This window comes from Streptomyces sp. NPDC048650, from assembly GCF_043199095.1.
GTDB lineage: Bacteria > Actinomycetota > Actinomycetes > Streptomycetales > Streptomycetaceae > Streptomyces.
Map to the genome: position 1 here is coordinate 87,211 of NZ_JBICVM010000013.1, position 23,233 is coordinate 110,443.

Genomic DNA, 23,233 nt, shown 5'->3' on the forward strand with positions numbered 1-23,233 from the left:
ATCTAGCCGAGAATCTTTCCACTTGGGGCCATGGTGCTCGGTGTCAGGGATGCGGCAGCTTCTCCTGCGACCGCCGCGTCGGGTCCGTCCCATGACGCGGGCAGGAACAGCCGCCACGAGGGCGGGCAGGAGGCGGTGTCGGAGGCGGCATGAACGCTCACACCGATCTGGCAGGTGCCGACCTTGCCCAAAGTGCCGGAGTACTGACGAGCCACACCGGGCGAGGCAATGCCGTCCTTGGGAAAACCGGTGTCGTCCACCACCCATACCTGCGGACACACCGTCCGCACAGCCCGCCCTTGGCCCGCTGATCACGCCGCACCAACGGCGCGAACACCTCCCCGACGAACTCCTCCAACCGACCCCGACACGCAGCAAGCTCCCCAGCCCTCATACAACCAGCGAACTACCGAACACCCACCGCGACAAGACCAGCTGACAAAGCACTACTGGTAGTTGAGTGCGGCGATCCAGTCGTCTCGGCCCCGGCGGGTGACGTCGAGGAGGTGCCACACCGGGCTGAACAGGTCGATGCCTCGTTGGTCGATGTCGTCGGACATCCGGGGGTGCACCGAGTAGAAGTGGCGCACCGAGCCGTTGTCGTCGCGGGTGAACACGGACACCGTCGAGTCCTGGTTGCCCTCGGCGTCCTCGCTGCCCAGGTCGTACTTGAAGGTACTGGCCCCGGCGCTGAGCAGACGCAGATTCGTCCACTTCCGGTTCCGGGCGTGCGCGCGGAGCGTGGGCAGGTCGGCTGCGCCGACGATCGCGAGGTCGACGTTCTGCGCGAGGTGGTGGGCCACTCCGTTGAACCCATCGCACCACATCGTGCACATGGGGCACGGCTCGGTCTGCTTCTTGCCATACATGAGGTGGTAGACGATCAGGTCACGCCCGGGCTGGGTGAACAGTTCGCTCAGGCGCACGGTCTGCGCCGGCGCGTCACCAGCCTCCAGATCAGCAGGGCCCTCCTCGAACGTGTAGTCATCGACGACGGGGCCCACCGGCAACCGGCGACGCAGGTCGGCGACACGTTCACGATGGCTCATCAGCTCGATCTCGGCTTGCCGCAGTTCCTCGCGGGCGCTGACGTATTCGGCCGACTCCCCGGTGAGATTGGTTGGACGCATCGCTACTCCCGGCCTGGCTGCTGACTGGTGGCCTTCATCTACCTAGCCGCCCCACCGTATGTCTGCGCACAGTTCTCGTGAGGCAGCGAAGTGACAAGGACCTGGGCAGTGCACCCCTTTGGATCAATCAAGATCCACCGGACACCCACACTGCCGGAGAGTGCGGGGCCCGCCTCCCGTCATTCCATCCGGCTGACGTACCGCCAAAGCGAACTGCGGGCCCTATCCGGCCGGCCTGCACAGGAGGTGCTGGCGATCAATTCCCACGAGAGTCGCCGCTAGTCGCCGCTAGTCGCCGTTGAAGACGAGGTATCGGTGAGCTCTGCGCTGGACTTGAGCCGTAAGGGCAAGGATCTCGTGCACCGCTTCGGCTTCACCGTCGGCTGAACCGTTCGCCAAGGCCCGGGTTTTGGGGACGAGGACCCTGAGCTGCGACCGGTTGAACACGGTGTCGTCGTAGGGGTCGACGCATCCCAGCAGGGGCAGGTTCTGGCCCGCTGCCCGTCGTCGAGCGGCCCGGGGGAGCCGGTGCCGGCGCCCGCTGGCTTCGCTGCCCCATACGGGGTGATCGGATCCGGCGAAGGCAGATTCGGGGATGCAGGGAGTACCGAAGGCTCGTCCGCAGGTTCCGATCGAGGCCTTGGGCCCGCTCAGCGTGAAGCGCCGTACCGCTGTGCCAGTACGGCCACGGTCCGGGTGATGGCCTCTCGCAGTTCGGGAGGGCCGAGCACTTCCGCCTCCGCGCCGAGTCTGAGCAGGTCGCTGACGGCGACGGCCTGGGCCTCGACGGGCATCTCCAGGTGTACCCAACCGTCTTGGTCCGGCGGCCCGGCCCCTTCGAGGGCTCGTGCGCCCACCGCGCCGAACTGCATGGGCAGGAAGCGCTGCGCGCGGGGCGAGACCCGTAGCCGCGCCGTCCCCGTATACAGTGCGGCTTCCAGTCGGCGGGAGGACTCTTCCCAGTAGGCGGCGAGATCGAATCCGGCCGGTCGGTCGAAGGGCTCTCCCGTGGTGTCCACGGTCAGGAGCCGTGACATCCGGTAGGTGCGCACGGCCTCGTCCGTCAGTGCCACCAGATACCAGATGCCGCCTTTGAGGACGATGCCGAGCGGGCGAAGCTCCCGGTGCACCTCGCCGCCCCAACGACGGTAGTGCGCGCGCAGCACTCGCTGGTCCCACACCGCTTGGGCGACCTGGGTCAGGTGGGGGACGATGTCGGCCTCCCGGAACCATGCCGGTGCGTCGAGGTGGAAGCGGTCCTGGATGCGCCGGGTCCGCTGGGCCAGTTCGGTCGGCAGAGCGGCCTGCAGTTTCAGTTGGGCCGTGGTCAGCACAGCGCCCAGGCCCAGCTCATGTGCCGGGCCCGGTGCGCCGGAGAGGAAGAGCGATCCGGCCTCGGCGTCGGTGAAACCGGTCAGGCGTGTGCGGTAGCCGTCCAGCAGGCGGTAGCCGCCGTCGGGGCCGCGGTCGGCGCAGACAGGGACGCCCGACGCACCGAGCGCCTCGATGTCCCGGTAGACGGTGCGCACGGAGACCTCCAGTTCGCCGGCGAGCTGGGCGGCGGTCATCCGTCCACGGTTCTGGAGCAGCAGAAGCAGGGCGAGAAGTCGGTCGGCACGCATGACGGCATTGTCGCGCCGTACCTGACAGAAGGTGTCAGGTACGGCAGCCAAGCTGATCGCAGGCCGCAGGGAAGACGCCGTGCGGCCGATCGAGAGGACTTTCATGCCCACGCAGACCGCCGTCGGCCACTTCACTTGCGCCAGCTGGGAGGAGCGGACCGTCAGCCCGAGCGAGGCGGGCCCGAAGCTCACCCACGCCTCCGTGGCCAACGCCTTCTCAGGAGGCCTTGAGGCTGCCGTCACCACCTGCGAGTACACCATCGTCTACGTCATGGAGAAGTCCGGTACGTTCACCGGCATGGAGCTGCTGGCCGGCAGTCTCGACGGGCGCGAGGGCACTTTCGTCGCGGAAGGCCGCGGCACGTTCGATGCGGACGGCACCGTGCGCTGCACCTTCGACGTCGTCCCGGGATCGGGCTCCGGGGAGCTGGCCGGACTGCGCGGAACAGGTACGTTCACCGCCGAACACGGTAAGCCGTCCGTCCCGTACACCTTCGCATACGAACTGGGCTGAGAGGCGTCGCGGGACCGGTCACGAGAGACAGGTAACGCGCAGGACAGGTATCGCAGGACAGGTCACGCGGGACAGGTCATGCGGGAGCCTTCGGGGCGACTGCAGGAGGGTGGGCGGCCGCGTCGCCCGCCCCCAGGCGGCAGCCACTCGGCCTGCTCAGGGCGGGCGCGGCGTCCAGCGTCGAGGGCCGTAGCGGCCCGGCCTACGCCGCGCAGAACTCGTTGCCTTCCGGGTCCTGCATGACCCACCAGTGCCCGGCAAGTCCCCTGTCGACCTCGCAGACGCGGGTTGCCCCCAGGGCTTCGAGCCTGGCCACCAGCTTGTCGAGGCCGCCGGGTTCGCTGTGGACGTCGAGGTGCAGGCGGTTCTTGCCCACCTTGTCCTCGGGCACGTCCTGGAAGAGCAGTCGCCGGCCACGGCCTACGCCGCTGGTCTCGTCGAACGGGTCCTCGGGGTGGCGGATTGCGGCGTAGCCGCGGAAGGTCCTGCGGCCACGGTGCTCGGTGACCGCCTCCGCACCGATGTGGCCGGCGGCCAGTAGTTGCCCGATGAGAGCGCTGGGGTCTTCCACCTCGTATTCAAGGGCCGCAGCCCAGAAGTCCGCGAGGACGGGTGCATGCGTGCTGTCGATGACCAGCTTCCAACTCAATGCCATGCGGCTAGTTATATGGGTTCGGACTCCTCCGCATCCAAGGGCTTGCCGCTGCACTCGTTCCGGTTCCTCCTCGGACTCCGACTCCCGCGACGGTCAGCGGCCGTTGTCCGCGTGCAGGGCGTCGGCCATGGGCGACGCGCCATCGGTCACGTAGGCGCGGATCGAGGCCAGATAGGCGTCGCGGTCGATGCGTCCGTCGCCGTCCAGGTCCAGTGCGTCGAAGGCCGTCCCGGCGTTGTCGGCCGGGTTGCCCAGCGCGGCTCGCAGCCGCGTGAACTCCGCCCGGTCCAGAGTTCCGTCCGCGTCGGTGTCGGCGAGGTCGAACAGCGAACCCAGGGCCTGTCGGCAGACATCGTCGAAGGATTCGCCACCTGCCCATGCGGCGTACTCCTCGAAGGTCACCCTGCCGTCGGAGTTCGCGTCCATCGAGGCGTAGACGCGTTCATGAGCGGTGCGGGCGACAGCGACGAGCGGGTCGTCTCCGCCGCGTCCCGACGCTGCGGCCGCGCGTTCGGGGCGGGCGAGGTATTCCTGCCGGGAGATGACACCGTCGCCGTCCGTGTCCAGCATGGTGAAGATGTTCCCCTTGGGCGTGACGGCAGCAAGGGCGGTGGGGGTCTGCATGACGCGCTCCGGTCCGTAGGGAGCCGAATCCGGCTCGGGGGATATGTGCCCTGATCTCCGGCCGCCAGCCGCGAAGTCGTTCGCATGAGTGAACAGGCCGTACTCGGCCGGGTCCGGCGCGCCCACGCCTGCGCGAGGGGGCAGTCGGCCCGGCACCGTCAGGGCGCCCGCACCAAGGGTGGCTCTCCCCAGGGAGCGGCCAGGGCCTCCCGCAGGGCGTCGACGGCGGCGGGACCGATGCGGTCGGCCAGCGCCTCCTCGAGGACGGCAAGGACGGCCTGGGCGCGGCGGTGGGCTCGGGCGCCTTCGGCGGTGGTGCGGATCAGGCGGCTCCGCGCGGACGCGGGGTCGGGCACCTGCTCCAACAACTCCATGGCGATCAGGCCGTGCACGGCCTGATGCACGGTCTGCCGGGTGACGCCGATGCGCCGGGCGAGCTCGGAGATCGAGGTGCCTTCCGCGTCCAGGGTGGCGAAGACGGCGGCCTGGGCGGCGGTCAGGGGCTGCTCGCCCGCCTGCCGCATGCTGGCCAGCAAGGCGTCGTCGAACCATCGCTTGGCCTCGATGAGCAACTGGGGCAGGTTCCGGGAGGTGGTCATGGCTCCTGAGGGGGACGGGGCTTCGAGCATAACGACTCCGCGACGGCGGCCCCTGGGTGCGGTGAGCGGGCCGCCGCCGCGGAGGCTCACAGAGATTGTCAGGTAGCCTGACAGTCGCTACCCGATGCCCGCTGCACCCTCATGCCGGAGGTTTCCATGACCATGGAGTTCGCCCGCCGCTACCGCTCGCACTCGCACCTCCCCGCCCAGCCGGACAAGCCGTACTTCATCGAGAAGGGCATGGGTGATCGCGCCCACCTGTTCACCGACTTGATCACCATCTACGCCGGCGCGGAGCAGACCGAGAACACCTTCAACTTCTTCACCTGCGAGGGCCCAAGGGGCGAAACCATCCCGGCGCACTCCCATGCGCACACCCACGAAGTCTTCTACGTCACGGACGGCGCGGTGCGGCTCTTCGTGGAAGACCTGGACGGTGAGCAGCACGAGAAGCTGCTCACCGCCGGCGACTTCGGGTTCGTGCCGAAGAACTGCCCGCACGCCTACCGCATCGAGCGCCACCACAGCCGGATCGTCGGTGTGGCCGCCGGTCCCGGTGGCACCTTCGAGCGCTTCTTCGAGAACCTCGGCAGCCCTACCGAGGACCTCGGACTACCGCCGCAGCCGTGCGTGCCCGAACCCCACAAGTTCGCCGGCGTCCCGCAGCAGTTCGACGTACGCTTCCTGCCCGACCACAGGTGGCACAGCGCGGACCGGCCCGGCGCGGCCGACTGATCTCCGGAGGAACCGCGGGACCTCGGCGGCCTCCGCACACCGGCGCCGGCACCGGGTCCGGCGAAAGGCGGCGGCAGCCGGGGGCCGGGGGCCTGATCGAGGTACCGCTCACGCTCACACCAGGCGGGCGGCGATGTCCTGCGCGCAGCTGCGCAGCGCGGGCAGGTGGGCGAGCAGTTCGTCGCGCGAGGTGAGGACGACGGTCGCGCCGAGGGAGACGGCCAACTGCGGGCGGCGGGCGGTTTCGCCGCCCGGCACGGCGACCGCGACGGAACGGACGCCGATCTCGTTCTCCTCGTCCGCCTCCGCCCATCCCTGCGTCCGTACTCGCGTCAGCTCCTCGCGCGCGGCGTCGCCGGTGGTGACCGTGCGGGGGGTGACGGCGACGAGCGGCGCGGCCAGCAGTGCCTCCCGCTCGCGGTCGGGCAGTGCGGCCACCAGGGCCTTCCCGAGCGAAGTCGCGTGCCAAGGGTTGCGGGTGCCTTCGGCGCTGCGCAGCTGGAGATGCTGAGTGCCCTCGATCGTGTGGACGAGCAGGACATCGCCCCCGTCCAGGACTCCTGCGATGGCGGGGAGGCCGGTGCGGGCGGCCAGACGGCGCAGAGGGCCCGACGCGGCGGCCCAGCCGGCGTCGGAACGCTGGAAACCGCGGGCGAGTTCCAGCACCCGCACGCTCAGGGCGTACCGCCGGGTGTCCTCGTCATAGGCGACGAAGCCCTCCGCGGCCAGCCGTCCGAGCAGCCGGTGTGCGCTGCTGACGGGGAGCTGCGCGCTACGGGCGATGGCGCTGACGCCGGCTCCGGACGGCAGATCGGCCAGCACCGTCAGCAGCCGCAGCCCGCGGCCGAGCATGTCGTCGCCCGATTGCGTGCTCACCGCTGCTGTCTCCTGGTCACTTCGCGCGTCCGCCCGCGGGTGCGGGTTCTGCTCCGGCGGGGTTCACCGTACCCGTTGGGTGCGGTGCGGCGGCTTCGGATGCCGTGGCCCGGGGCTCGCGGACGGTGAGCATGAGGGCGGAGGAGAGCAGGGTGCAGGCGGCCATGAAGCCGAAGGCGCCCGCATTGCCGAGTTCGGTGCCGCGCACCCAGCCGACGAGGTAGGTGCCGGCGAACGAACCGAGGGCTCCCAGGGAGTTGACGAGTGCCACCGCGGCGCCCGCGACGCCGGCGGGCGCCAGTTCCGAGACGAGAGCGAAGTAGGGGCCGTACGGCGCGTACATGCACAGACCGGCGACTACCAGCAGGGCCAGGGCGAGCGGGAAGTGGGATCCGGCCGCGTAGCTGCCCAGAAGGGCCAGTGCGCCGGCCGCGAGCCAGGGCCAGACGGCGATGCGGCGGCGTCCGCTGCGGTCGGACAGGCGGGAGTTCAGCAGCATCGCCACGGCGGCGAACGCATACGGCACGGCCGACAGCAGGCCCGTCGCCCCGATGCCGTCGCCGGAGCCCTCCTTGATGATGGCCGGCAGCCAGAAGATGAAGCCGTACATGCCGAAGGACCAGAAGAAGTACTGCGCGGCCAGCAGGAGAATCGGCCGGCAGCGCAGCACCTTGCGGTACTCACGCGCCGTCTCGTCGGCGGAAGGGAGCCCGTCGGCGGAGCAGGGCTCGTCGACGGAACGGGGAGCGGCCGGGAGCGGGGCCCCGGCGGCGTGCCGCTCGGCGGTCAGTGCGGCCTCCAGCGTGGCCCGCTCGGCGTCGCCCAGCCAGCGGGCGTCGGCGGGCCGGTCCTTGATCAGCCACCAGCAGAGCAGGCCCCACACGATCGAGGGGACGCCTTCGAGCACGAACATCAGGCGCCAGTCGGAGACGGAGATCAGCCAGCCCGAAACGGCGGACAGCCACATGACGGTGACGGGATTGCCCAGGATCAGCAGGGTGTTGGCCCGGCCCCGCTCCCCCTTGGTGAACCAGCGGCCCAGCAGCATCACCATCGACGGGAGCACCGCACCCTCGACCATCCCCAGCGCGAAGCGCACCGCGATGAGCTGGCCGGGGCTGCTGAGCAGGCCCTGGAGGACGGCGAGCAGGCCCCAGGTGACGGTGCACCACGCGACCAGCCGGCGGGCGCTGCGCTGCTCGGCGTAGATGGTCCCCGGGATCTGGAAGAGGAAGTAGCCGAGGAAGAAGGAAGCGGCGATGAGCGAGTCGAGTCCCGCGGAGAGACCGAGTTCCTTGGCCATTCCGCCCGTCGAGGCGATCGCGTAGTTGGACTTGTCCAGATACGCGAGCGAGTACGTGACGAAGGCGATCGGCATCAGGTGCCGGGCGCGGCGCGAGGACCAGAATCCCGCGACGGGACGGGAGGGAGACATCTTCGTCATCCCGGACCCCCTTTTTTCCGTGCGATGGAAAGTGTTTCACTGGGCGGGAAGACGTTATGAGGGCGACGCCGACGGGTCAATGGGTTCGGCGGCGTGGCCCGTCCCACATCCGTCCGCGGACGGCGACCCCATCGGCCCCGCCGCACAGCAGCGAGAGCGAGCAGCAGATGCAGCACACCCCCGACCCGGCCGGCGCTTTCGGCAAGGACACCGTGGACGTCCTCGTGCCCTGGAGCGACCTGGACCGGCGGCACGGAACCTGGCCGACCGGGGTCCGTGTCCATGTATGGGACGGGCTCGCCCCGGTCGAAGCCCTGCCGCACGAGACGCTGCGACGGATCGGTCTGTGGGTGATGCCCTACGCCGTGCCCGGGGTCGAGCGGCTGCTGCCGCAACTCCCGCAGCTGCGGGCCGTCCAGTCACTCAGCGCCGGAGTGGAGAAGCTGCTCCCGCTCCTGCCGGAGGGCGTGGCACTGCACAACGGCCGGGGTCTGCACGACGCGAGCACCGCCGAGCATGCGGTCGGGCTGATCCTGGCGGCGCAACGCGATCTGCCCCAATGGCTCGCCGACCAGTCGGCCGGGCGGTGGGAGCCGCACTTCACCCGCTCCCTGGCCGACTCCCGGGTCGCGGTGATCGGGTACGGGGCGATCGGCGAGGCGCTCGAACGGCGCCTGCTCGCCTGCGAGGCGGAGGTCGTACGGGTCGCCCGCCGAGCCAGGCCGCAGGAGAACGTCCACGCCGTCGACGCGCTGCCCACGCTCCTGCCCGAGGTGGACATCGCCGTCCTGGTACTGCCCGAAACGCCTGCGACCACGGGCCTGTTCGGGGCGACGGAGCTGGCCGCACTGCCGGACGGGGCGCTGGTCGTGAACGTGGGGCGCGGCCGCACCCTGGACACGGCGGCACTGCTGCGGGAGGCCGCCTCCGGGCGGCTGCGCGCCGCGCTCGACGTCACCGACCCCGAACCCCTGCCGTCCGACCACCCACTGCGCAGCGCACCCGGCGTTCTCCTCACCCCGCATGTCGCGGGCGGCTCGGCCGCGTTCCGGCCACGAGCGGAACGACTGGTGGTCGAGCAGGTACGTCGCTTCGCGGCGGGCGTACCGCTGGACAACGGCTACCCGGCCCGCCCGGCCTGACCCGGCACGAAGGCTCCCCTCGCCGGCCTCCCCGTCGACCTCCTCATCCGCCTCGCCGCCGGCTTCGCCGTCGGCCTCTCAGCGGGCTCTCCGTCGGGCTCTCCGTCGGGCTCTCAGCGGCGCGCTCGCGGACGGCAGCGGGCAGCGGGCCGCGGGCCCTGTATGATCATGATGCAACTCCGGCGCAGCACGCGGAGTGATGCGTCTGTGGTCCAAGGAAAGACGTCCGCCAGCCGGCGGGAAATGCAGGTGCAAGGCCTGCCGGGCGCTCCACGTAAGAGGTCCCCGCTTCAACCGAGGCGGGGACCTCCTGTCGTTCCCCGCCCTGCGATCGCCTGCTCCGGCCCCGCTGCCGCCCGACGGAGGAGCCCCCGGCCGGACGGGGGGCCGGCCGGGGACACTCTGGCATGTGCCCGGCTCGCGAAGCCGGAAACCTCAGCACTGACGACTCGACAGATCTCGCGGCCGCATCGGCGGTGGACGGCAGGGGCCGCCTCGGCCGGATGTCCTGGTGCCACCGGGCGGCAGCTTGGGCCACCAGGTGTCCGGCCGACGTTCCGACGGTTCGTCATGTGGTTCCCGTTGTGATCATCTCGATGGGATCCCGCCAAAGTTGGCGCGTCGGGCTCACTTCCCCGTGCCCGGAGATTGCCTTTCATTGACATTTACTTGGCCATCGCTTTACTTTCGGTGAGGCGGCATCGGCGCAGGTCAAGGCCGTGCCATCGGACACGCATTGTCCGCACTCTCATCGGAGGTCCCCATGGATCAGCTCATCAAGAAGATGGCCCAGGACAAGGTCTGGCAGAACTGGATCGCGGCCAACTCCGCCCAGCAGGCGGCGAAGAACGGCTGCATCAGCGCGGCGCCCAAGGCCGGCTGCATCAGCGCCGCACCGAAGACCGGCTGTATCTCCTGACCCACGCATCCGCCGGTGCCCGGGAGCGGGCCGGTGGCGGCGATCCCCGCCACCGGCCACCGCCCGCTCCCGGGCAGCGCGCCCCCGGACTCCCCGCGGCACCCGTTCTCCGAGCCCCCTGACGAGGTTTCCATGGAAGGTCAGCCGACCGCCGAGGTCATCGAGCGGATCCGCGACATACCGATCTACCGCGAGTCGCTGGCGAAGGGTCATTTCCCCCTGCTCGACAAGCCGGAGATCGCACGCGGCTTCCCGGACAACTGGATGACGCCCCGGCTGGCCGCGGCGCTGGAGTCCGGCGAGGCGGAGTTCGTGCTCTCGACGGGCACCAACCACGCCCGGATGCAGATCATTCGGCCCCCGTACTTCCTGTTGCACTCCTACTACCAGCTGTGGAGCGAGCACCCCGACATCGCGGCGACCTGGGAATCGGGCTGCCGGCGCGTCTCGCTGACCACGGTGCTGGCGACTGAGCATGTGGCGCGGGTCAACGCCGCACGGCGCGGCGTGCCGCCCAGGCCGGTGCCCACTCTCGACGACCGATGGCTCGACGAGCGCACCTGCTATCTCAATCTGCGGCTCGACCCGGCGCAGTGGGAGCGCGACGACGTGGTGCGGATGCTCGGCGAGATCGAGACCGCCCGGCAGGAGCACCCGCTCGGCTGGTACCACCTGGACTGCTCCGGATACCACCTGGCGCATCTGGTCCGAAAGGTCGACGCATGGGGGCTGTGGGACGACTTCCCGCCGCCCGCCAGCATCATCCACGCCTACGAGTACACCCCGGTGAACGTCCGGCGCTTTCTGCAGGAGCATTTCTCCTGCCCGGTGATCGACCTGTTCGGCAGCACCGAACTGGGCTATCTCTATTTCAGCGACCGCCGGGGAAGGTACTGGCCGCACCTCGACGAAATGAGCGTCGAACTCCTCCCGGTGGCCCCCGGAAGCACGATCTACCAGCTCATCGTCACCAGTGTGCGCAACCCCCACATGCCGCTGGTCCGGTACCGCTCGGGTGACTGCGTCCGCACGCTGGACGGCACGCCGGATTCCGGAAAGATCGCCCAATTCTGCGGCCGGCACAAGGAGTTGCTGAGCACGCCGCACGGGCCGGTCGCCCAGGGCGACCTCGACCGGTGCATCGGCGAGGCATGCACGCAGATCTTTCTGCACCAGCTCCAACTGGTGGGCGACTCCGAGGCCCGGCTGGTGTACACGACGTTCGCCGAGGGACCCGTCGATGCCGCGGAGGCGCGGACGCTGGAGCGGAGCATCGGTGAACTGACCGGGCGGCGCTGCCGGGTCGAGCACCGCGTCCATCTTCCCGTCGGGCAGTCCGGAAAGTACGCCTGGCTCGCCGGCGACGGCGTCTGACACGGCCCTCCCACCCCTCCCCACCCGCACTGGAGCCCGATGACCAGCCGACCGACGATCTCCGCCGACGATCTCAAGGACCTGCTCGGCGCCGCGCTGCACACCGAGGTGGTGCGGCATTTCGACGACAAGAGCCCGGAACTGCCAAGCGAGTTCGTGGCACGCCAGGTCACCGAGTGCCTGCGCTACCTCTATCTCGTCTCCCGGCACCGCGAGCGGCTCGGCGGGCTGTTCCTCCCGGTCGAGCAGGACATCGACGAAATCTGGCACTACCTCATTCTCCAGACCCGCGAATACCGGGCGCTGTGCGAGGAGCGGCTGCCGGGACGGTTCTTCATCGAGCACCGCAGCATCGCCTACGAGGACTACCAGCAGGAGCCGGGCCGCGAACAGGCGCTGGAGGAGGCGCTGCGCTGGATTCCCTTGTACTGCCGGGAGTTCGGTCCGTTCGACGAGGACGCGCTGCCGCACTGGACCATCGTGCGCTTTCTGCACGAGCAGATGGGGCTGTCCCTCACGGATATCGCGGCGCTGGAACCCATGGCGACGACCTGAGGGGTGTCCCGGGACAGCCCTCAGGGAGCGCCTTCGCACTCCCGTCGTCCGCCTTGGACGACACCCCTGGCTCTTCTGTCGGTACGACCGGAAAGAAACCATGACGGCTCCGAACACCGCTCCGGTCACGCGCGAAGTGCCGGAGCAGCGACGCATTCTCGCCGTGTTGGCGCTCTCCCAGATCCTCAGCGGGGCGGCCCTCGCAGCGGGGATCACCGTCGGCGCGCTGCTCGCGGAGGAGATGCTCGGCTCGACGGGTCTGGCGGGGCTGCCCAGTGCGCTGTTCACCGCCGGCGCGGCGCTCGGCGCCGTCGGCATCGGCCGGCTCTGCACCCGCTGGGGCCGACGGCCCGGGCTCGCGCTCGGCTATGCCGTCGGGGCGCTCGGCAGCCTCGGGGTCGTGACGGCCGCCGCCCTCGGCAGCCCGGCGCTGCTGTTCCCGGCCCTGCTGGTCTACGGGGCCGGGACCTCGACGAGCCTGATGGCGCGCTATGCGGGCGCGGACCTGGCCTCCCCCGGGCGGCGCGGGCGCGCCGTGAGCACGGTGCTCTTCGCCACCACGCTCGGCGCGGTGGTCGGCCCCACGCTGGTCACTGTGACCGGCGACGTCGCCCACTCCTGGGGCATTCCCCGCCTCGCCGGACCGTTCGTGCTGGCCGCCGCGGCGTTCGGGGCGGCGGCGGTCGTGCTGGCCGCTCTGCTGCGGCCCGATCCGCTGCGGCTGGCCCAGGCGCTGGCCGGGCCGGCGGCGGAGGGCGGCGGTACGGAAGCCGGCACGCTGGGGACCGTCAGGCCCGACGGCGGGAGCGCGGCCCGCACCACCACTCCGACGCAGCGGCGCGGGGTCGTCGTCGGCACCGCGGTGATGGTCCTCACCCAGCTCGTGATGATCGCGGTCATGACGATGACGCCGGTGCACATGCAGGCGCACGGCCATGGCACCCAGGCGGCGGGGATGGTCATCGCCCTGCACGTGGGCGCGATGTTCCTCCCCTCGCCGCTCACCGGGCTGCTCGTCGACCGGATCGGCCGACGCTGGGTCGCCGGCGCGTCCGGGCCGGTGCTGCTGGCCGCCGGAGTGCTCGCCGCGGTGGCCCCGCCGCACTCGGTGCCCGCGCTCGCCTCGGCCCTCGTGCTGCTGGGCCTGGGCTGGAACTTCGGGCTGATCAGCGGCACCGCCATCGTCACCGACGCGCTGGCCCCCGCCCAACGTGCCGCAACGCAGGGGCTGGTGGACGTAGGCATCTCGATCGCCGGTGCCGTCGGGGGCATGTCCTCGGGGCTGATCGTCGCGGGTGGCGGCTATCCGGTCCTGGCACTGGCCGGTGGGGCCGTCGCACTGGCGGTCGTCCCCGTGGTGGCGTGGTCGGTCCGCCCGGCGTCGCACACCGCCACCACTACCCCGCCCGGGGCCGGTGGTCCGGAGGTCGAACAGGCGTGAGTGCGTGACGGGGCTGCCGCGCACGGCGGCCCCCGGGGATCGGCAGCGGTGTCGAGGTCCGCTGCCGATCCCCGGCACGTCACCGCCGGGAGTCCGGCGCCGTGATGCGGAAGCGGGCCGTGGTGGCGTCGTCGCTCCAGCGGTGCAGTCCGGCCTTTTCGAGTACGCGGACCGAGGCCGGGTTCGACAGTTCCACGTCCGCGTGCAGCGTGTGCACGCCCGGTGCGGTCAGGGCGAACTCCACGATGGCCCGGCTGGCCTCCGGGGCGTAACCGCGGCCCCGCCGGGAGGCGACGATGCCGTATCCGAACTCGAGTGAGCCGTCGGTGGGCGGCCAGAACAGGCCGATGGAGCCGACCACCGAACCGCTGGACCGCTCGATGATCTGGCGGTGGCCGTACTCGTTCAGGCCGTCGGGCTCTTCGGTGAGCACTCCGGCGATGACGCGGTCGCCTTCGGCGGGGAAGTCCTCGGCCCAGTGCGGCAGGCGGACATCGCCGAGAACAGCGGTGAGTTCGTCGGTGGACCACGGCCGCAACACGAGGCGGTCAGTGGTCAGGTCCGTACCGGTGCGGGAGAAGGAAGACATACGACACTCCTGGTCGTTTCGGGCGACCGGGCCGCTGACTGTCCTCACGCGGCCCGGTCATGGGCATGGGCATGGGCATGGTGATGAAGCGTCTGGCGGGCCATATTCATCAACCTCCCTTGTCGCAGCGGTCGTCATGCATGTCACGTACCGGGTGAACGTAGCAACGGGCGGCCGGGCGCCTCCAGCGAATTCTTGCGGGTCGCCGAGGACGGACCCGCCGCCGTGCTCGGGCAGCCGGCCACCCGTGGACGCAGCGGATCAGGCGGTGACGGTGGGGGCCGGGGGCGTCCACCGTCGGGTGCGCGGCACGGCCGGGTTGAGGCCGTAGTCCTTCTTGAGCTGCTCGGGGATGGCGTAGTGCATGACCCGGCCGCGGGTGAGGGAGGAGAGTTCGAACACAGCGGTGAGATGACCGAGGCGGTCCAGCGCCCAGGCTCCCAGCGGTGAACGGTCCTCGAGGGTTTCCAGTACGTTCAGCAGCGTGGGGGCGGCCTTGACCAGCGTGTCCCACGGGGTGCGGGGCACTTGCAGCCAGTCGGCGCAGATGTCGCCGATCAGGTAGCGGATCACGGCGGAGACGACGGGGTCGAAGAGCGTGCCGGGGACGACCTCCTCGTACAGGTCGATCAGTTGCCGTGTGAGGTCGACGCCCTCCTCGCTGGGGCCCATGTGGCGCGTCATGTAGAGGTCGGAGAATCGGCGCGCCTCCTCCAGGTCCTTGGGCACGTGCTCCTGATCGACGCCGAGCATGGCGCCCACCACGCGCCAGGCGTAGTAGTAGGACTCCGCCCCGTCGATGCTCATGTGGATGCCGAGGCGGTGCAGGGCGTCCAGCACCTGGAGGGAGAACATCATCTGCCCGCCGATCATGTCCTCCTGGCAGATCGGCGTCCCGAGGCTCTCGACGTCCCAGCGGTCCTCGCGTGCAAGGTGGTGGCGGATCGAGGCGTGCAGCAGCCGCACCTTCTGGGCGGCGGGGAGGAAGCGGCCACCGGCCTCGAAGGCGTCCGGCTGCATGAGGTAGACGGTGAACTGCCCGGTCTCGGCCATCCGCTTGGAGGGGTACTTCAGCGAGTGCGTCGCCGACAGCAGCTTCGCGATGTGCGGCACGACGTAGCAGGCGGGCATGGAGGCGAACGACAGGGCGGTGGAGATGTGCACGTTGTTGTCGATGAAGAACAGCCGTGCCTTCTCCATCTCGCCCCAGTCCACCCAGGCCGGAGGGCTGCTGGTCTGGTGCAGGTACTCGCGGGCCACCTCCGGCAGTCCGTCCGGCAACTGTGCTCCGGCGGTGGAGACATAGCGCATCAAGGTGTTGAACTTCCCCACCTCACCGCGCTCGAAGAGGGTGGCGACCGTGGCATCGGCCAGTTCGTCGCCGACCTGGCGCAGGGCGTTCGGGGACGGCTCGGTGTAGGTCACGGACGACTCCTTCGATGATGTCACGAACGGTCGGCACGGCAGCGGCCGGCCGGCCCAACAGGGCGATGAGGAGCGGTAGATGACGTGTCATCAGCCAGAAGGGGACGGACGGGTGGTCAGTCCTGACGGACGGTGGCCGCGGTGGCCAGGTGTCTCAGGACCCGATGGGTGGGCCGGGGAAGATCGGCGCCGTGCAGTGCGTCGGTGGCGAGCCCGACCCGCTCGGTGATCATGCCTTCGATGCGGGTACGTGCACCGGTGCGGTCGACGACGCCGCGTACGCGCTCCAACTGGCGGGCGGTGAGATCGCTCCGCCCGAGCAGGTCGGTCAGATCACGGCACTCGGCCGGGGTGGCCGTCTGCCGGGCCAGGGCGAGCAGCGCCGTGGGCCGGGCGCCGACGACGTCGTCGGTGTTCGACTTGCCCGTGCTTCCGGGCTCGCCGAAGAGGCCCAGGAGGTCATCGCGCAGCTGGAACGCCTCACCCAGGGGCAGTCCGTAATCGCTGAAGACCTCCCGCAGGGCCGGGTCGGCGCCGCCGAGCGCGGCGCCGATGTGCAGCGGGTGTTCGACGGTGTACTTGGCCGTTTTGTATCGGATCACCTTCAACGACTGCCGCACGTCCGGTGCGGTCGCGGTGTGCAGGATCTCCAGGGCCTCCCCCGCGATCAGCTCGCGGGCCAGCACACCCCACAGGCCGCGGGCCCGCGCCAGGTAGGCCGCGGGGAGGCCGCAGGACGTGAACAGCTGCCCGGCCCAGGACATCAGGAGGTCGCCGGCCAGCATCGCCAGGGACCGGGCCCGCGCCGTGCGGTGCGGCCCGTCGGCCAACGCCGCGCGCAGGGCGACGTGAGCGGTCGGCAGACCGTGCCGCAGGCCGCTGTCGTCGATGAGGTCGTCGTGGACCACCGCGGCCGCGTGGACGAGCTCCATACTCGCCGCCGCCCGCACCATCGCCGCACTGTCCGGCTGCCCCGCCGCCCGCCAACCCCAGTAGCAGAAGGCCGACCGCAGCCGCTTCCCGTGCTCGGTGACCGACGTCAGCGCGGCGGCGAGCGGCGCCAGGTCCTCGTCCACCGCGAGCAGTGCCTCGACCTCCGCCCCGACGAACTGGGCCAGCTCCCGGTCGACCCGCGCCTTGAGCGCGGTCTGCTCCGACGGCTCAGGCACCGGGTCCGCCGGCGCCCTGGGACCGCACGTGGCGTGCCAGCACCTCCATGTGGGACACGTTCCCCGCGCCCAGACGGTCCAGCGCCAGTCGGCCACGCGCCTGGAGTTCCTGCTGCCCCTGCTCCGCCAGTTCGCCCATGTCCGAACGGCCCAGCAGACCGCGCGCCGCCTTCAGCGCCGCCCCACACGTGCTCAGTGCCAGATCCGCCAGGCCGGCCACCAGCAGCACGGGCCGGCCGTCTCCGTCCCCCTCGTGCCGAGCATCCTGCGTCAAACGCACCATCCCGATCCTCTCCCCCACCGCCGGGCACCCCGATGCCCGGTCTCCGGACAGCAGCTTGCGCAGCGGACGGCGGCGACGCGGTCCGGATACCCCATTAAGTGAGTGCTCGTTGATGCGTGCGATAAGGAGCGGCACAGGGTGTTCGCCGACCATGCCGGACACCGACCGCGATTCCCGGCCAACCTCGGCCGCACCCGACGTCCCTGCGCCGTGGGGAGCCGAAGGGGAACGGCGGGCCCTAACGCGGCGGTTCGAGGCGCCGAGCCCACTTCGGCGTCCAGGTCTCGCCCTCGGGGCGGCCGGTGCGAGTGGAGGTGAAGTGGGTGCGCAGTGCGGTGAGGGCGGGGTGCGGGTTGTCGGTGCGCCAGAGCAGTGAGTGCGGGTAGATCGGGGTCGGGTCGTGCAGGGGGATGCGCCGCAGGTCGTGGCCGGCGGGCCAGACGAGAGGGGTCTGCTCGCTGACGAAGGTCGCCAGCGTCGAGGAGCCCGCAATCGTGTCGAGGAGGTGCTCGATACCGAAGTTGGGACCGACCGGGTCGATGGTGAACCCGAAATCGGCGGCGAGTTCGTCGTAGTAGGCGGCCCACTCGGTGCCGGGGATGTTGCCTGGCATCCAGATGCGGCGCCCGGCGAGTTGGGCGGGGGTGACCGCGCGGGCGGCGGCGAACTCGTGGGCCGGTCCGGTGAACAGGAAGAGCGGCTCGTCGAAGACCGGTGTGGCCTCGATGCCCTCCGGGAGCTGTCGCCCGGGCCTGGTGACGGCGCGGAACGTCGCGTCGATCGTTCCGGACCGGAGGGCGGCGACGGCCGTGTCGGAGTCGAGGAGGGTCACGACATCGAGATCGATGTCGGGGTGCATGCGATGGAAGTCGCGCAGCAGACCTGCCACCGAGAGACGTCGGCCGATCACGTCGACGCGCAGGGCGCGGCAGCCCGGCCGTACGGAAGCGGCTGCCCGCTCCTCGGCTTGCAGGAGGGTCCGGGCGTGGGGCAGGAACGCCTGGCCGTCGATGGTGAGCCGGGCCCCGCGCGCAGTGCGGCTGAACAACTGCACGCCGAGGTCCTTCTCCAGCACGGCGATGCGTTTGGAGACGGCCTGTGGGGTGATCGACAAGTGGGCGGCGGCTTCTTGGAACTGTCCCGCGTCCACGGCGGTGACGAAGGTGCGTACGGCAGTGAGGTCCACACTGGTCATCATAGGCACTCAACCGATCGTTGAGCCCGAGAGGTGAAATGGTTGTTTGATTCCCGTACACGATGCTCGCTTTGATGTCTCTGATCAACGTGCGGTTTCACAGCGGGTGCGGCAGGAGGAGAGCTGTCCGGCGGCGGGCGGTTGCCGGGCCCGAGCTTCAAGGGCTCGGGCCGATCGCTTGCACCGGTGTGTTCGGCCCAGCGGTCGCCCCGCCTGTGTGACCGCACCGCGACGGGCCGAGTCGTCCACCCATCTGCCGATGCCGGTGCGGTCGGTCATGCACAAGGTCACCATCGCGTCTCTGGTCGGGGTGGGGCTTCCTACTCACCCCGGAGGTGACGCACCCGTGCCGGATTCCTTCGTCCACCTGCACAATCACACCGAATACTCGATGCTGGACGGCGCCCAGAAGCTGAAGCCGATGTTCGGCGAGGTGGCCCGCCAGGGGATGCCCGCGATCGCCATGAGCGATCACGGCAACATGTTCGGTGCCCATGAGTTCGCGCAGGTCGCGAAGGGCTTCCAGGGCGTCACGCCGATCATCGGCATCGAGGCGTATGTGGCGCCCTCCTCGCGTTTTGTCCGGAAGCAGGAGTTCTGGGGACCGGGGGGCCGTCGTGCGGTGAGCGCCGACGGTGAGGGGTCGAAGGACGTCTCCGGTGGCGGCCGCTTCACCCACATGACCATGTGGGCGCGGAATGTGCAGGGCCTGCGGAACCTGTTCTGGCTCAGCACGCAGGCCAGCTATCAGGGCCAGTTCCCCGCCGGCAAGCCGCGCATGGACCGTGCGCTGATCGCTGAACGGCCGCACGGCATCATCGCCACCACCGGCTGCCCGTCCGGCGAGATCCAGACCCGCCTGCGGCTGAACCAGTACGCCGAGGCGAAGGCTGCCGCCGCGGCCTACCAGGAGATCTTCGGCCGCGAGAACTACTTCCTGGAACTGATGGACCACGGCCTGGACATCGAGCGTGACGTCCGTGGTGGCCTGTTGCGTCTGGCCAAGGAACTGAACATCCCCCTCCTGGCCACCAACGACGCGCATTACGTCACCCAGGACCAGGCCGACGCCCACGACAGCCTGCTGTGCATCGGTGTCGGCAGGAACAAGGACGACCCGGGCCGCTTCCGCTTCAACGGCTCCGGCTACTACCTCAAGACAGCCGTCGAGATGCGCAGCCTGTTCGCGGAGCTTCCGGAGGCCTGCGACAACACCCTGCTGGTCGCCGAGCGCATCGAGTCCTACGAAGAGGTCTTCGACTACGTCGACGAGATGCCGCAGTTCCCGGACGTACCCGAGGGCGAGACCCAGGAGTCATGGCTGCGCAAGGAAGTCCTCACGGGCCTGGCGATGCGCTACGGGAACCCGGTCCCCCAGCACGTCATGGACCGCTTCGAGACCGAGATGACGGTCATCGGCCCCATGGGCTTCAGCTCGTACTTCCTCGTGGTGGCGGACATCTGCCGCCACGCCCGGGACAACAGGATCCCCCTCGGTCCGGGCCGAGGCTCGGCCACCGGCTCCATCGTCGCCTACGCCACCCGCATCACCGAACTCTGCCCCCTGGAACACGGCCTCCTCTTCGAACGGTTCCTGAACCCCGAGCGCATCAACCCGCCCGACGTCGACCTCGACTTCGACGACCGCCGGCGCGACCGAATGGTCCGCTACGTCACGGAGAAGTACGGCGACGAGTACACCGCCATGGTGAACACGTTCGGCAGGATCAAGGCCAAGAACGCGACCAAGGACTCCTCGCGCATCCTGGGGTATCCCTACTCCCACGGCGAGCGGATCACCAAGGCGCTGCCACCGGACCAGAACGGCAAGTCCGCCCCGCTGGCCGCCGTCTTCGACCCCGCGCACGAGCGGTACGCCGAAGCCGGCGAGATCCGGCAGATGTACGACAACGAGCCGGACGTGAAGCGGGTCATCGACACCGCCCGCGGCGTGGAGGGCCTCACCCGCGGTACCGGTGTGCACGCCGCTGCGGTGATCCTGTCCAAGACGAAGCTCACCGACCGGATCCCGCTGCACATGCGTGCCTCGGACGGCGTGAAGATCACCGGCTTCGACTACCCGTCGTGCGAGGCGATGGGCCTGATCAAGATGGACTTCCTGGGGCTGCGGAACCTCGGCGTCATCGACCAGGCCATCGAGAACATCCGCGGGAACCGGGGCATCAGCCTGTCCACCGTGGCCCCCCTGGACGGCGACCCCGCCACCGTCCTGATCCCCCTGGACGACGCCAGGACGTACCGGCTGCTGGCCGAGGGCAACACGTTCGGCGTCTTCCAGCTCGACGGCGGCGGCATGCGGGTCCTGCTGAAGCAGATGGAACCCACCCGCTTCGAGGACATCGCAGCGGTCAACGCCCTCTACCGCCCCGGCCCCATGGCGGCGAACGCGCACACCAACTACGCGCACCGCAAGACCGGCCGCCAGGAGATCACCCCGATCCACCCCGAGCTGCGCGACGCCCTGGAGCCCATCCTCGGGAACACCTTCCACCTGCTCGTCTACCAGGAGCAGATCATGGCCATCCGCCCGAGAACTGGCCGGGTACACCCTCGGCGGGGCCGACTTGCTGCGCCGTGCGATGGGTAAGAAGAAACCGGAAGTGCTGGCCGCCGAGTGGGACACGTTCCACCACGGCATGCGGAGCAACGGCTACGGCGAGGAAGCCATCAGGGCCCTGTGGGATGTGATGCTCCCGTTCTCCGGCTACGCGTTCAACAAGTCCCACACCGCCGGGTACGGCCTCGTCTCGTACTGGACCGCCTACCTCAAGGCCAACTACCCGGCCGAGTACATGGCCGCGCTGCTCACCTCGGTCGGGGACGACAAGGACAAGGCCGCGGTCTACCTCGCCGACGCCCGCAAGAACGGCGTCCGAGTTCTCCAGCCCGACGTGAACGAGTCGGTCGCGGAGTTCACCGCCGTCGGTGACGACGTGCGGTTCGGGCTGCGGTCCGTACGCAACGTCGGCGACAACGTCATCGAGGCCATCGTCGACGCCCGCCGCCGGAAGGGGAAGTTCACCGCCTTCTCCGACTTCCTCGACAAGGCCGACCTGCCCGCGCTCAACAAGAGAGCCGTGGAATCCCTGATCAAGGCCGGCACCTTCGATTCCCTGGAGCATTCGCGCAAGGGCCTGACCGCCATCCACGAGGATGCCATCGACGCGATCATCCCCGTGAAGAAAGCGGCGAGCTTCGGGCAGGACGATCTCTTCGCCGGTCCGGGCGGCGACGGAAGCGACGGGCCGGCCTTCGGCCTCGACTTCCCCATCGGCGAGGCGGAGTGGCCCCGCAGACAGCTCCTGGCGACCGAACGGGAGATGTTGGGCCTCTACGTCTCCGCCCACCCGCTGGACGGCGCCGAGCACATCCTCTCCGGCGCCCGGGACTGTTCCCTCGCCGAACTCCTCGTCTCCGGCCGCGACACCGGGGACGTGCAGCTCGCGGGGCTGATCACCGGGATCCAGCTCAAGGTGACCAAGCAGGGCAACCCCTGGGCCGTCGTGAACCTCGCGGACCGTGACGCCGGCATCGAGGTCCTCTTCTTCCCCGCCTCCTACCCGCTCGTGCAGCACGCGCTGGCGGCGGACAACGTCGTCTCCGTCAGGGGCAGGATCGAGGACCGGGACGGGACCCTGAACATCTTCGGCAGGGAACTCAAGGTGCTGGACGTGTCCTCGGCCGAGCACGGCGGGAAACCTCCGGTGCGACTTGCCCTCCCCTCCCACCGGATCACCGAACAGTCCGTCAGCGAACTGAGGCGCATCCTCGCGGCCCACCCGGGCGGCAGCCCGGTCCACCTCAGCGTCCGCAACGTCCGGAACACCACCGTCTACGCCCTGCAGGCCACGGTGGACGCCACCACCGTCGTCTCCGACGTGAAGGGCACGTTCGGGGCTGAAGCGTGGGTGGGTCTCGCATGACGCCGAGGGCCGAAGAGCGGGCGGCCGGCGCCCTGCGGATGTCCGGGACGCCTCCCTGCCCACGCTGCGAGACTCCGGTGCTGCTGGTCGCCCGCCACCCGCACGCCTGGCGCAACCGGACCGGAGAACGAGTCGATGGTCTCCGGGAGACGGTGCTCTGCCGGTCCTGCGACACCACCGACCCTGCGGCGGGAGGGCTACTGGCGCTGTTCGCCGGAGACGGTCCACTGGATGCGGCACATCTTGAGGCGTTCGGCGGACTCCTTCATGACTGGCTGAACGCCGTACGCGATCGCGCACCGAACCTCGCGGACCTGGATGCGGAGGAGGCTCGGTGGCGAACCGGCGAACTGTAGGAAAGATCGAGCGAGACGGCGTCGCGCTCCACAACCGGCGTCGTCGGCCTTCGCCGCGCCGGTGCCGACGGCATGCCGTCGCGGCACCGGCCCTGCCGGGTCCGGTCCGCAACGGTCTTGCGCGGCACGGCACATGGGACGCCGCCGACCGACCGCCTCAGCGGGGTGCGGCCTCGCCGTGCTCGCGAGCCGTGACCCGGGCCACCACTTCGGCGCTGTCCGGCTGCTGGGGGTCGCCGTAACGCACCTCGAGGCTGCGAGGTGTGCGCGGCAGCGGGAAGAGGACGTCCTGCCAGTCGGCGGCGTCGCGCTCGTCGGGGGTGGGGAGGTGCTCGACGGTGGCGGAGGAGGGAATGTAGAGGAAGTAGACGCCGGAGCCGGTCCGCGCGGCGGCCGGCGTCAGACGGATCAGGGGGCGACCGTCGAAGGTGCCCGTCCAGTTCCGCTCCGCGTTCTGCAGGACGTACGGGTCCTCTGCGCTGGAGGCGGGGGACGGAGGCTGGGCGCGGCTGTCGGCGGCCCATGCGGGGGCGGCGGCGACCCCCAAGGCGACCAGCGCGACGACGGCTCCGGTCACGGCGACTCCGGTCACGACGGCGGCGTTGCGGCGGAAGGTGCTCATGAGGGCTCCTCGTCCTGAGT

General features: G+C 70.1%; 22 protein-coding genes and 1 pseudogene. 9 read left to right on the forward strand and 14 right to left on the reverse strand.

Annotated elements, in window-relative coordinates; all coding sequences use genetic code 11:
* Nucleotides 1–2: 2 nt before the first annotated feature.
* From ACGFML_RS29915 to ACGFML_RS29925, 3 genes are all read right to left on the reverse strand, one after another.
* Entirely contained in the window at nt 3–260 is a 258-nt protein-coding gene (locus ACGFML_RS29915) for a transposase (RefSeq protein ID WP_393548732.1), read from the reverse strand.
* Between the two features lie 186 nt (nt 261–446).
* Nucleotides 447–1,130, reverse strand: coding sequence for a DUF899 family protein (locus ACGFML_RS29920; RefSeq protein WP_393548733.1), 684 nt, complete (start codon nt 1,128–1,130; stop codon nt 447–449).
* A gap of 650 nt (nt 1,131–1,780) precedes the next feature.
* Nucleotides 1,781–2,752, reverse strand: coding sequence for a helix-turn-helix transcriptional regulator (locus ACGFML_RS29925; protein WP_393548734.1), 972 nt, complete (start codon nt 2,750–2,752; stop codon nt 1,781–1,783).
* A gap of 103 nt (nt 2,753–2,855) precedes the next feature.
* Here ACGFML_RS29925 and ACGFML_RS29930 point away from each other — a divergent pair, with 103 nt between their 5' ends.
* A complete protein-coding gene (locus ACGFML_RS29930; protein ID WP_393548735.1) occupies nt 2,856–3,266 on the forward strand; it encodes a DUF3224 domain-containing protein in 411 nt (136 codons plus the stop codon).
* A gap of 202 nt (nt 3,267–3,468) precedes the next feature.
* Here the strand turns inward: ACGFML_RS29930 and ACGFML_RS29935 are convergent, their stop codons facing one another.
* The 3 genes from ACGFML_RS29935 to ACGFML_RS29945 form a co-directional block, all read right to left on the reverse strand.
* Nucleotides 3,469–3,921 (reverse strand): VOC family protein, encoded by a 453-nt coding sequence (locus ACGFML_RS29935; protein ID WP_393548736.1) that lies wholly within the window; start codon nt 3,919–3,921, stop codon nt 3,469–3,471.
* A gap of 93 nt (nt 3,922–4,014) precedes the next feature.
* Nucleotides 4,015–4,545: an EF-hand domain-containing protein gene (locus ACGFML_RS29940; protein ID WP_393548737.1), complete on the reverse strand. Its 531-nt coding sequence runs from the start codon at nt 4,543–4,545 to the stop codon at nt 4,015–4,017.
* Nucleotides 4,546–4,703: 158 nt separating this feature from the next.
* A complete protein-coding gene (locus ACGFML_RS29945; RefSeq protein WP_393548738.1) occupies nt 4,704–5,144 on the reverse strand; it encodes a MarR family winged helix-turn-helix transcriptional regulator in 441 nt (146 codons plus the stop codon).
* Nucleotides 5,145–5,300: 156 nt separating this feature from the next.
* Between ACGFML_RS29945 and ACGFML_RS29950 the strand changes: the two genes are divergently transcribed.
* Complete coding sequence (locus ACGFML_RS29950; protein WP_393548739.1) at nt 5,301–5,879, forward strand: quercetin 2,3-dioxygenase; 579 nt, start codon at nt 5,301–5,303, stop codon at nt 5,877–5,879.
* A gap of 114 nt (nt 5,880–5,993) precedes the next feature.
* Here the strand turns inward: ACGFML_RS29950 and ACGFML_RS29955 are convergent, their stop codons facing one another.
* Together ACGFML_RS29955 and ACGFML_RS29960 are read right to left on the reverse strand one after the other, a co-directional pair.
* Nucleotides 5,994–6,755: an IclR family transcriptional regulator gene (locus ACGFML_RS29955; RefSeq protein ID WP_393548740.1), complete on the reverse strand. Its 762-nt coding sequence runs from the start codon at nt 6,753–6,755 to the stop codon at nt 5,994–5,996.
* 16 nt (nt 6,756–6,771) lie between these two features.
* On the reverse strand, nt 6,772–8,199 hold the full coding sequence (locus ACGFML_RS29960) for an MFS transporter (RefSeq protein ID WP_393548741.1): 1,428 nt from the start codon (nt 8,197–8,199) through the stop codon (nt 6,772–6,774).
* A gap of 167 nt (nt 8,200–8,366) precedes the next feature.
* Here ACGFML_RS29960 and ACGFML_RS29965 point away from each other — a divergent pair, with 167 nt between their 5' ends.
* From ACGFML_RS29965 to ACGFML_RS29985, 5 genes are all read left to right on the forward strand, one after another.
* Nucleotides 8,367–9,341: a 2-hydroxyacid dehydrogenase gene (locus tag ACGFML_RS29965; RefSeq protein WP_393548742.1), complete on the forward strand. Its 975-nt coding sequence runs from the start codon at nt 8,367–8,369 to the stop codon at nt 9,339–9,341.
* 763 nt (nt 9,342–10,104) lie between these two features.
* On the forward strand, nt 10,105–10,260 hold the full coding sequence (locus ACGFML_RS29970) for a hypothetical protein (RefSeq protein ID WP_393548743.1): 156 nt from the start codon (nt 10,105–10,107) through the stop codon (nt 10,258–10,260).
* A 132-nt stretch (nt 10,261–10,392) separates the two neighbouring features.
* A complete protein-coding gene (locus ACGFML_RS29975; protein WP_393548744.1) occupies nt 10,393–11,634 on the forward strand; it encodes a hypothetical protein in 1,242 nt (413 codons plus the stop codon).
* A gap of 39 nt (nt 11,635–11,673) precedes the next feature.
* Complete coding sequence (locus ACGFML_RS29980) at nt 11,674–12,189, forward strand: hypothetical protein (protein WP_393548745.1); 516 nt, start codon at nt 11,674–11,676, stop codon at nt 12,187–12,189.
* Nucleotides 12,190–12,289: 100 nt separating this feature from the next.
* Nucleotides 12,290–13,630, forward strand: coding sequence for an MFS transporter (locus ACGFML_RS29985; RefSeq protein WP_393548746.1), 1,341 nt, complete (start codon nt 12,290–12,292; stop codon nt 13,628–13,630).
* Nucleotides 13,631–13,709: 79 nt separating this feature from the next.
* Here ACGFML_RS29985 and ACGFML_RS29990 read toward each other — a convergent pair whose 3' ends face one another.
* The 5 genes from ACGFML_RS29990 to ACGFML_RS30010 form a co-directional block, all read right to left on the reverse strand.
* Nucleotides 13,710–14,219 (reverse strand): GNAT family N-acetyltransferase, encoded by a 510-nt coding sequence (locus ACGFML_RS29990; protein WP_393548747.1) that lies wholly within the window; start codon nt 14,217–14,219, stop codon nt 13,710–13,712.
* Between the two features lie 261 nt (nt 14,220–14,480).
* Nucleotides 14,481–15,644 (reverse strand): oxygenase MpaB family protein, encoded by a 1,164-nt coding sequence (locus ACGFML_RS29995; protein ID WP_393548748.1) that lies wholly within the window; start codon nt 15,642–15,644, stop codon nt 14,481–14,483.
* A gap of 116 nt (nt 15,645–15,760) precedes the next feature.
* Nucleotides 15,761–16,813: a polyprenyl synthetase family protein gene (locus ACGFML_RS30000; protein ID WP_393548749.1), complete on the reverse strand. Its 1,053-nt coding sequence runs from the start codon at nt 16,811–16,813 to the stop codon at nt 15,761–15,763.
* Nucleotides 16,806–17,096: a polyprenyl synthetase gene (locus tag ACGFML_RS30005; protein ID WP_393548750.1), complete on the reverse strand. Its 291-nt coding sequence runs from the start codon at nt 17,094–17,096 to the stop codon at nt 16,806–16,808. The genes ACGFML_RS30000 and ACGFML_RS30005 overlap by 8 nt, the downstream gene beginning before the upstream one ends.
* A gap of 238 nt (nt 17,097–17,334) precedes the next feature.
* The gene (locus tag ACGFML_RS30010) at nt 17,335–18,282 is read right to left on the reverse strand and encodes a LysR family transcriptional regulator (RefSeq protein WP_393548751.1); all 948 of its coding nucleotides are present in this window, start codon (nt 18,280–18,282) and stop codon (nt 17,335–17,337) included.
* 355 nt (nt 18,283–18,637) lie between these two features.
* On the opposite strand from ACGFML_RS30010, the pseudogene dnaE reads away from it, so the two are divergent.
* Together dnaE and ACGFML_RS30020 are read left to right on the forward strand one after the other, a co-directional pair.
* Nucleotides 18,638–22,235: pseudogene (gene dnaE, locus ACGFML_RS30015) on the forward strand (DNA polymerase III subunit alpha).
* Entirely contained in the window at nt 22,232–22,591 is a 360-nt protein-coding gene (locus ACGFML_RS30020) for a DUF6300 family protein (RefSeq protein WP_393548752.1), read from the forward strand. The pseudogene dnaE and the gene ACGFML_RS30020 overlap by 4 nt, the downstream one beginning before the upstream one ends.
* A 157-nt stretch (nt 22,592–22,748) precedes the next feature.
* Here ACGFML_RS30020 and ACGFML_RS30025 read toward each other — a convergent pair whose 3' ends face one another.
* A complete protein-coding gene (locus ACGFML_RS30025) occupies nt 22,749–23,213 on the reverse strand; it encodes a hypothetical protein (RefSeq protein WP_393548753.1) in 465 nt (154 codons plus the stop codon).
* Nucleotides 23,214–23,233 lie beyond the last annotated feature (20 nt).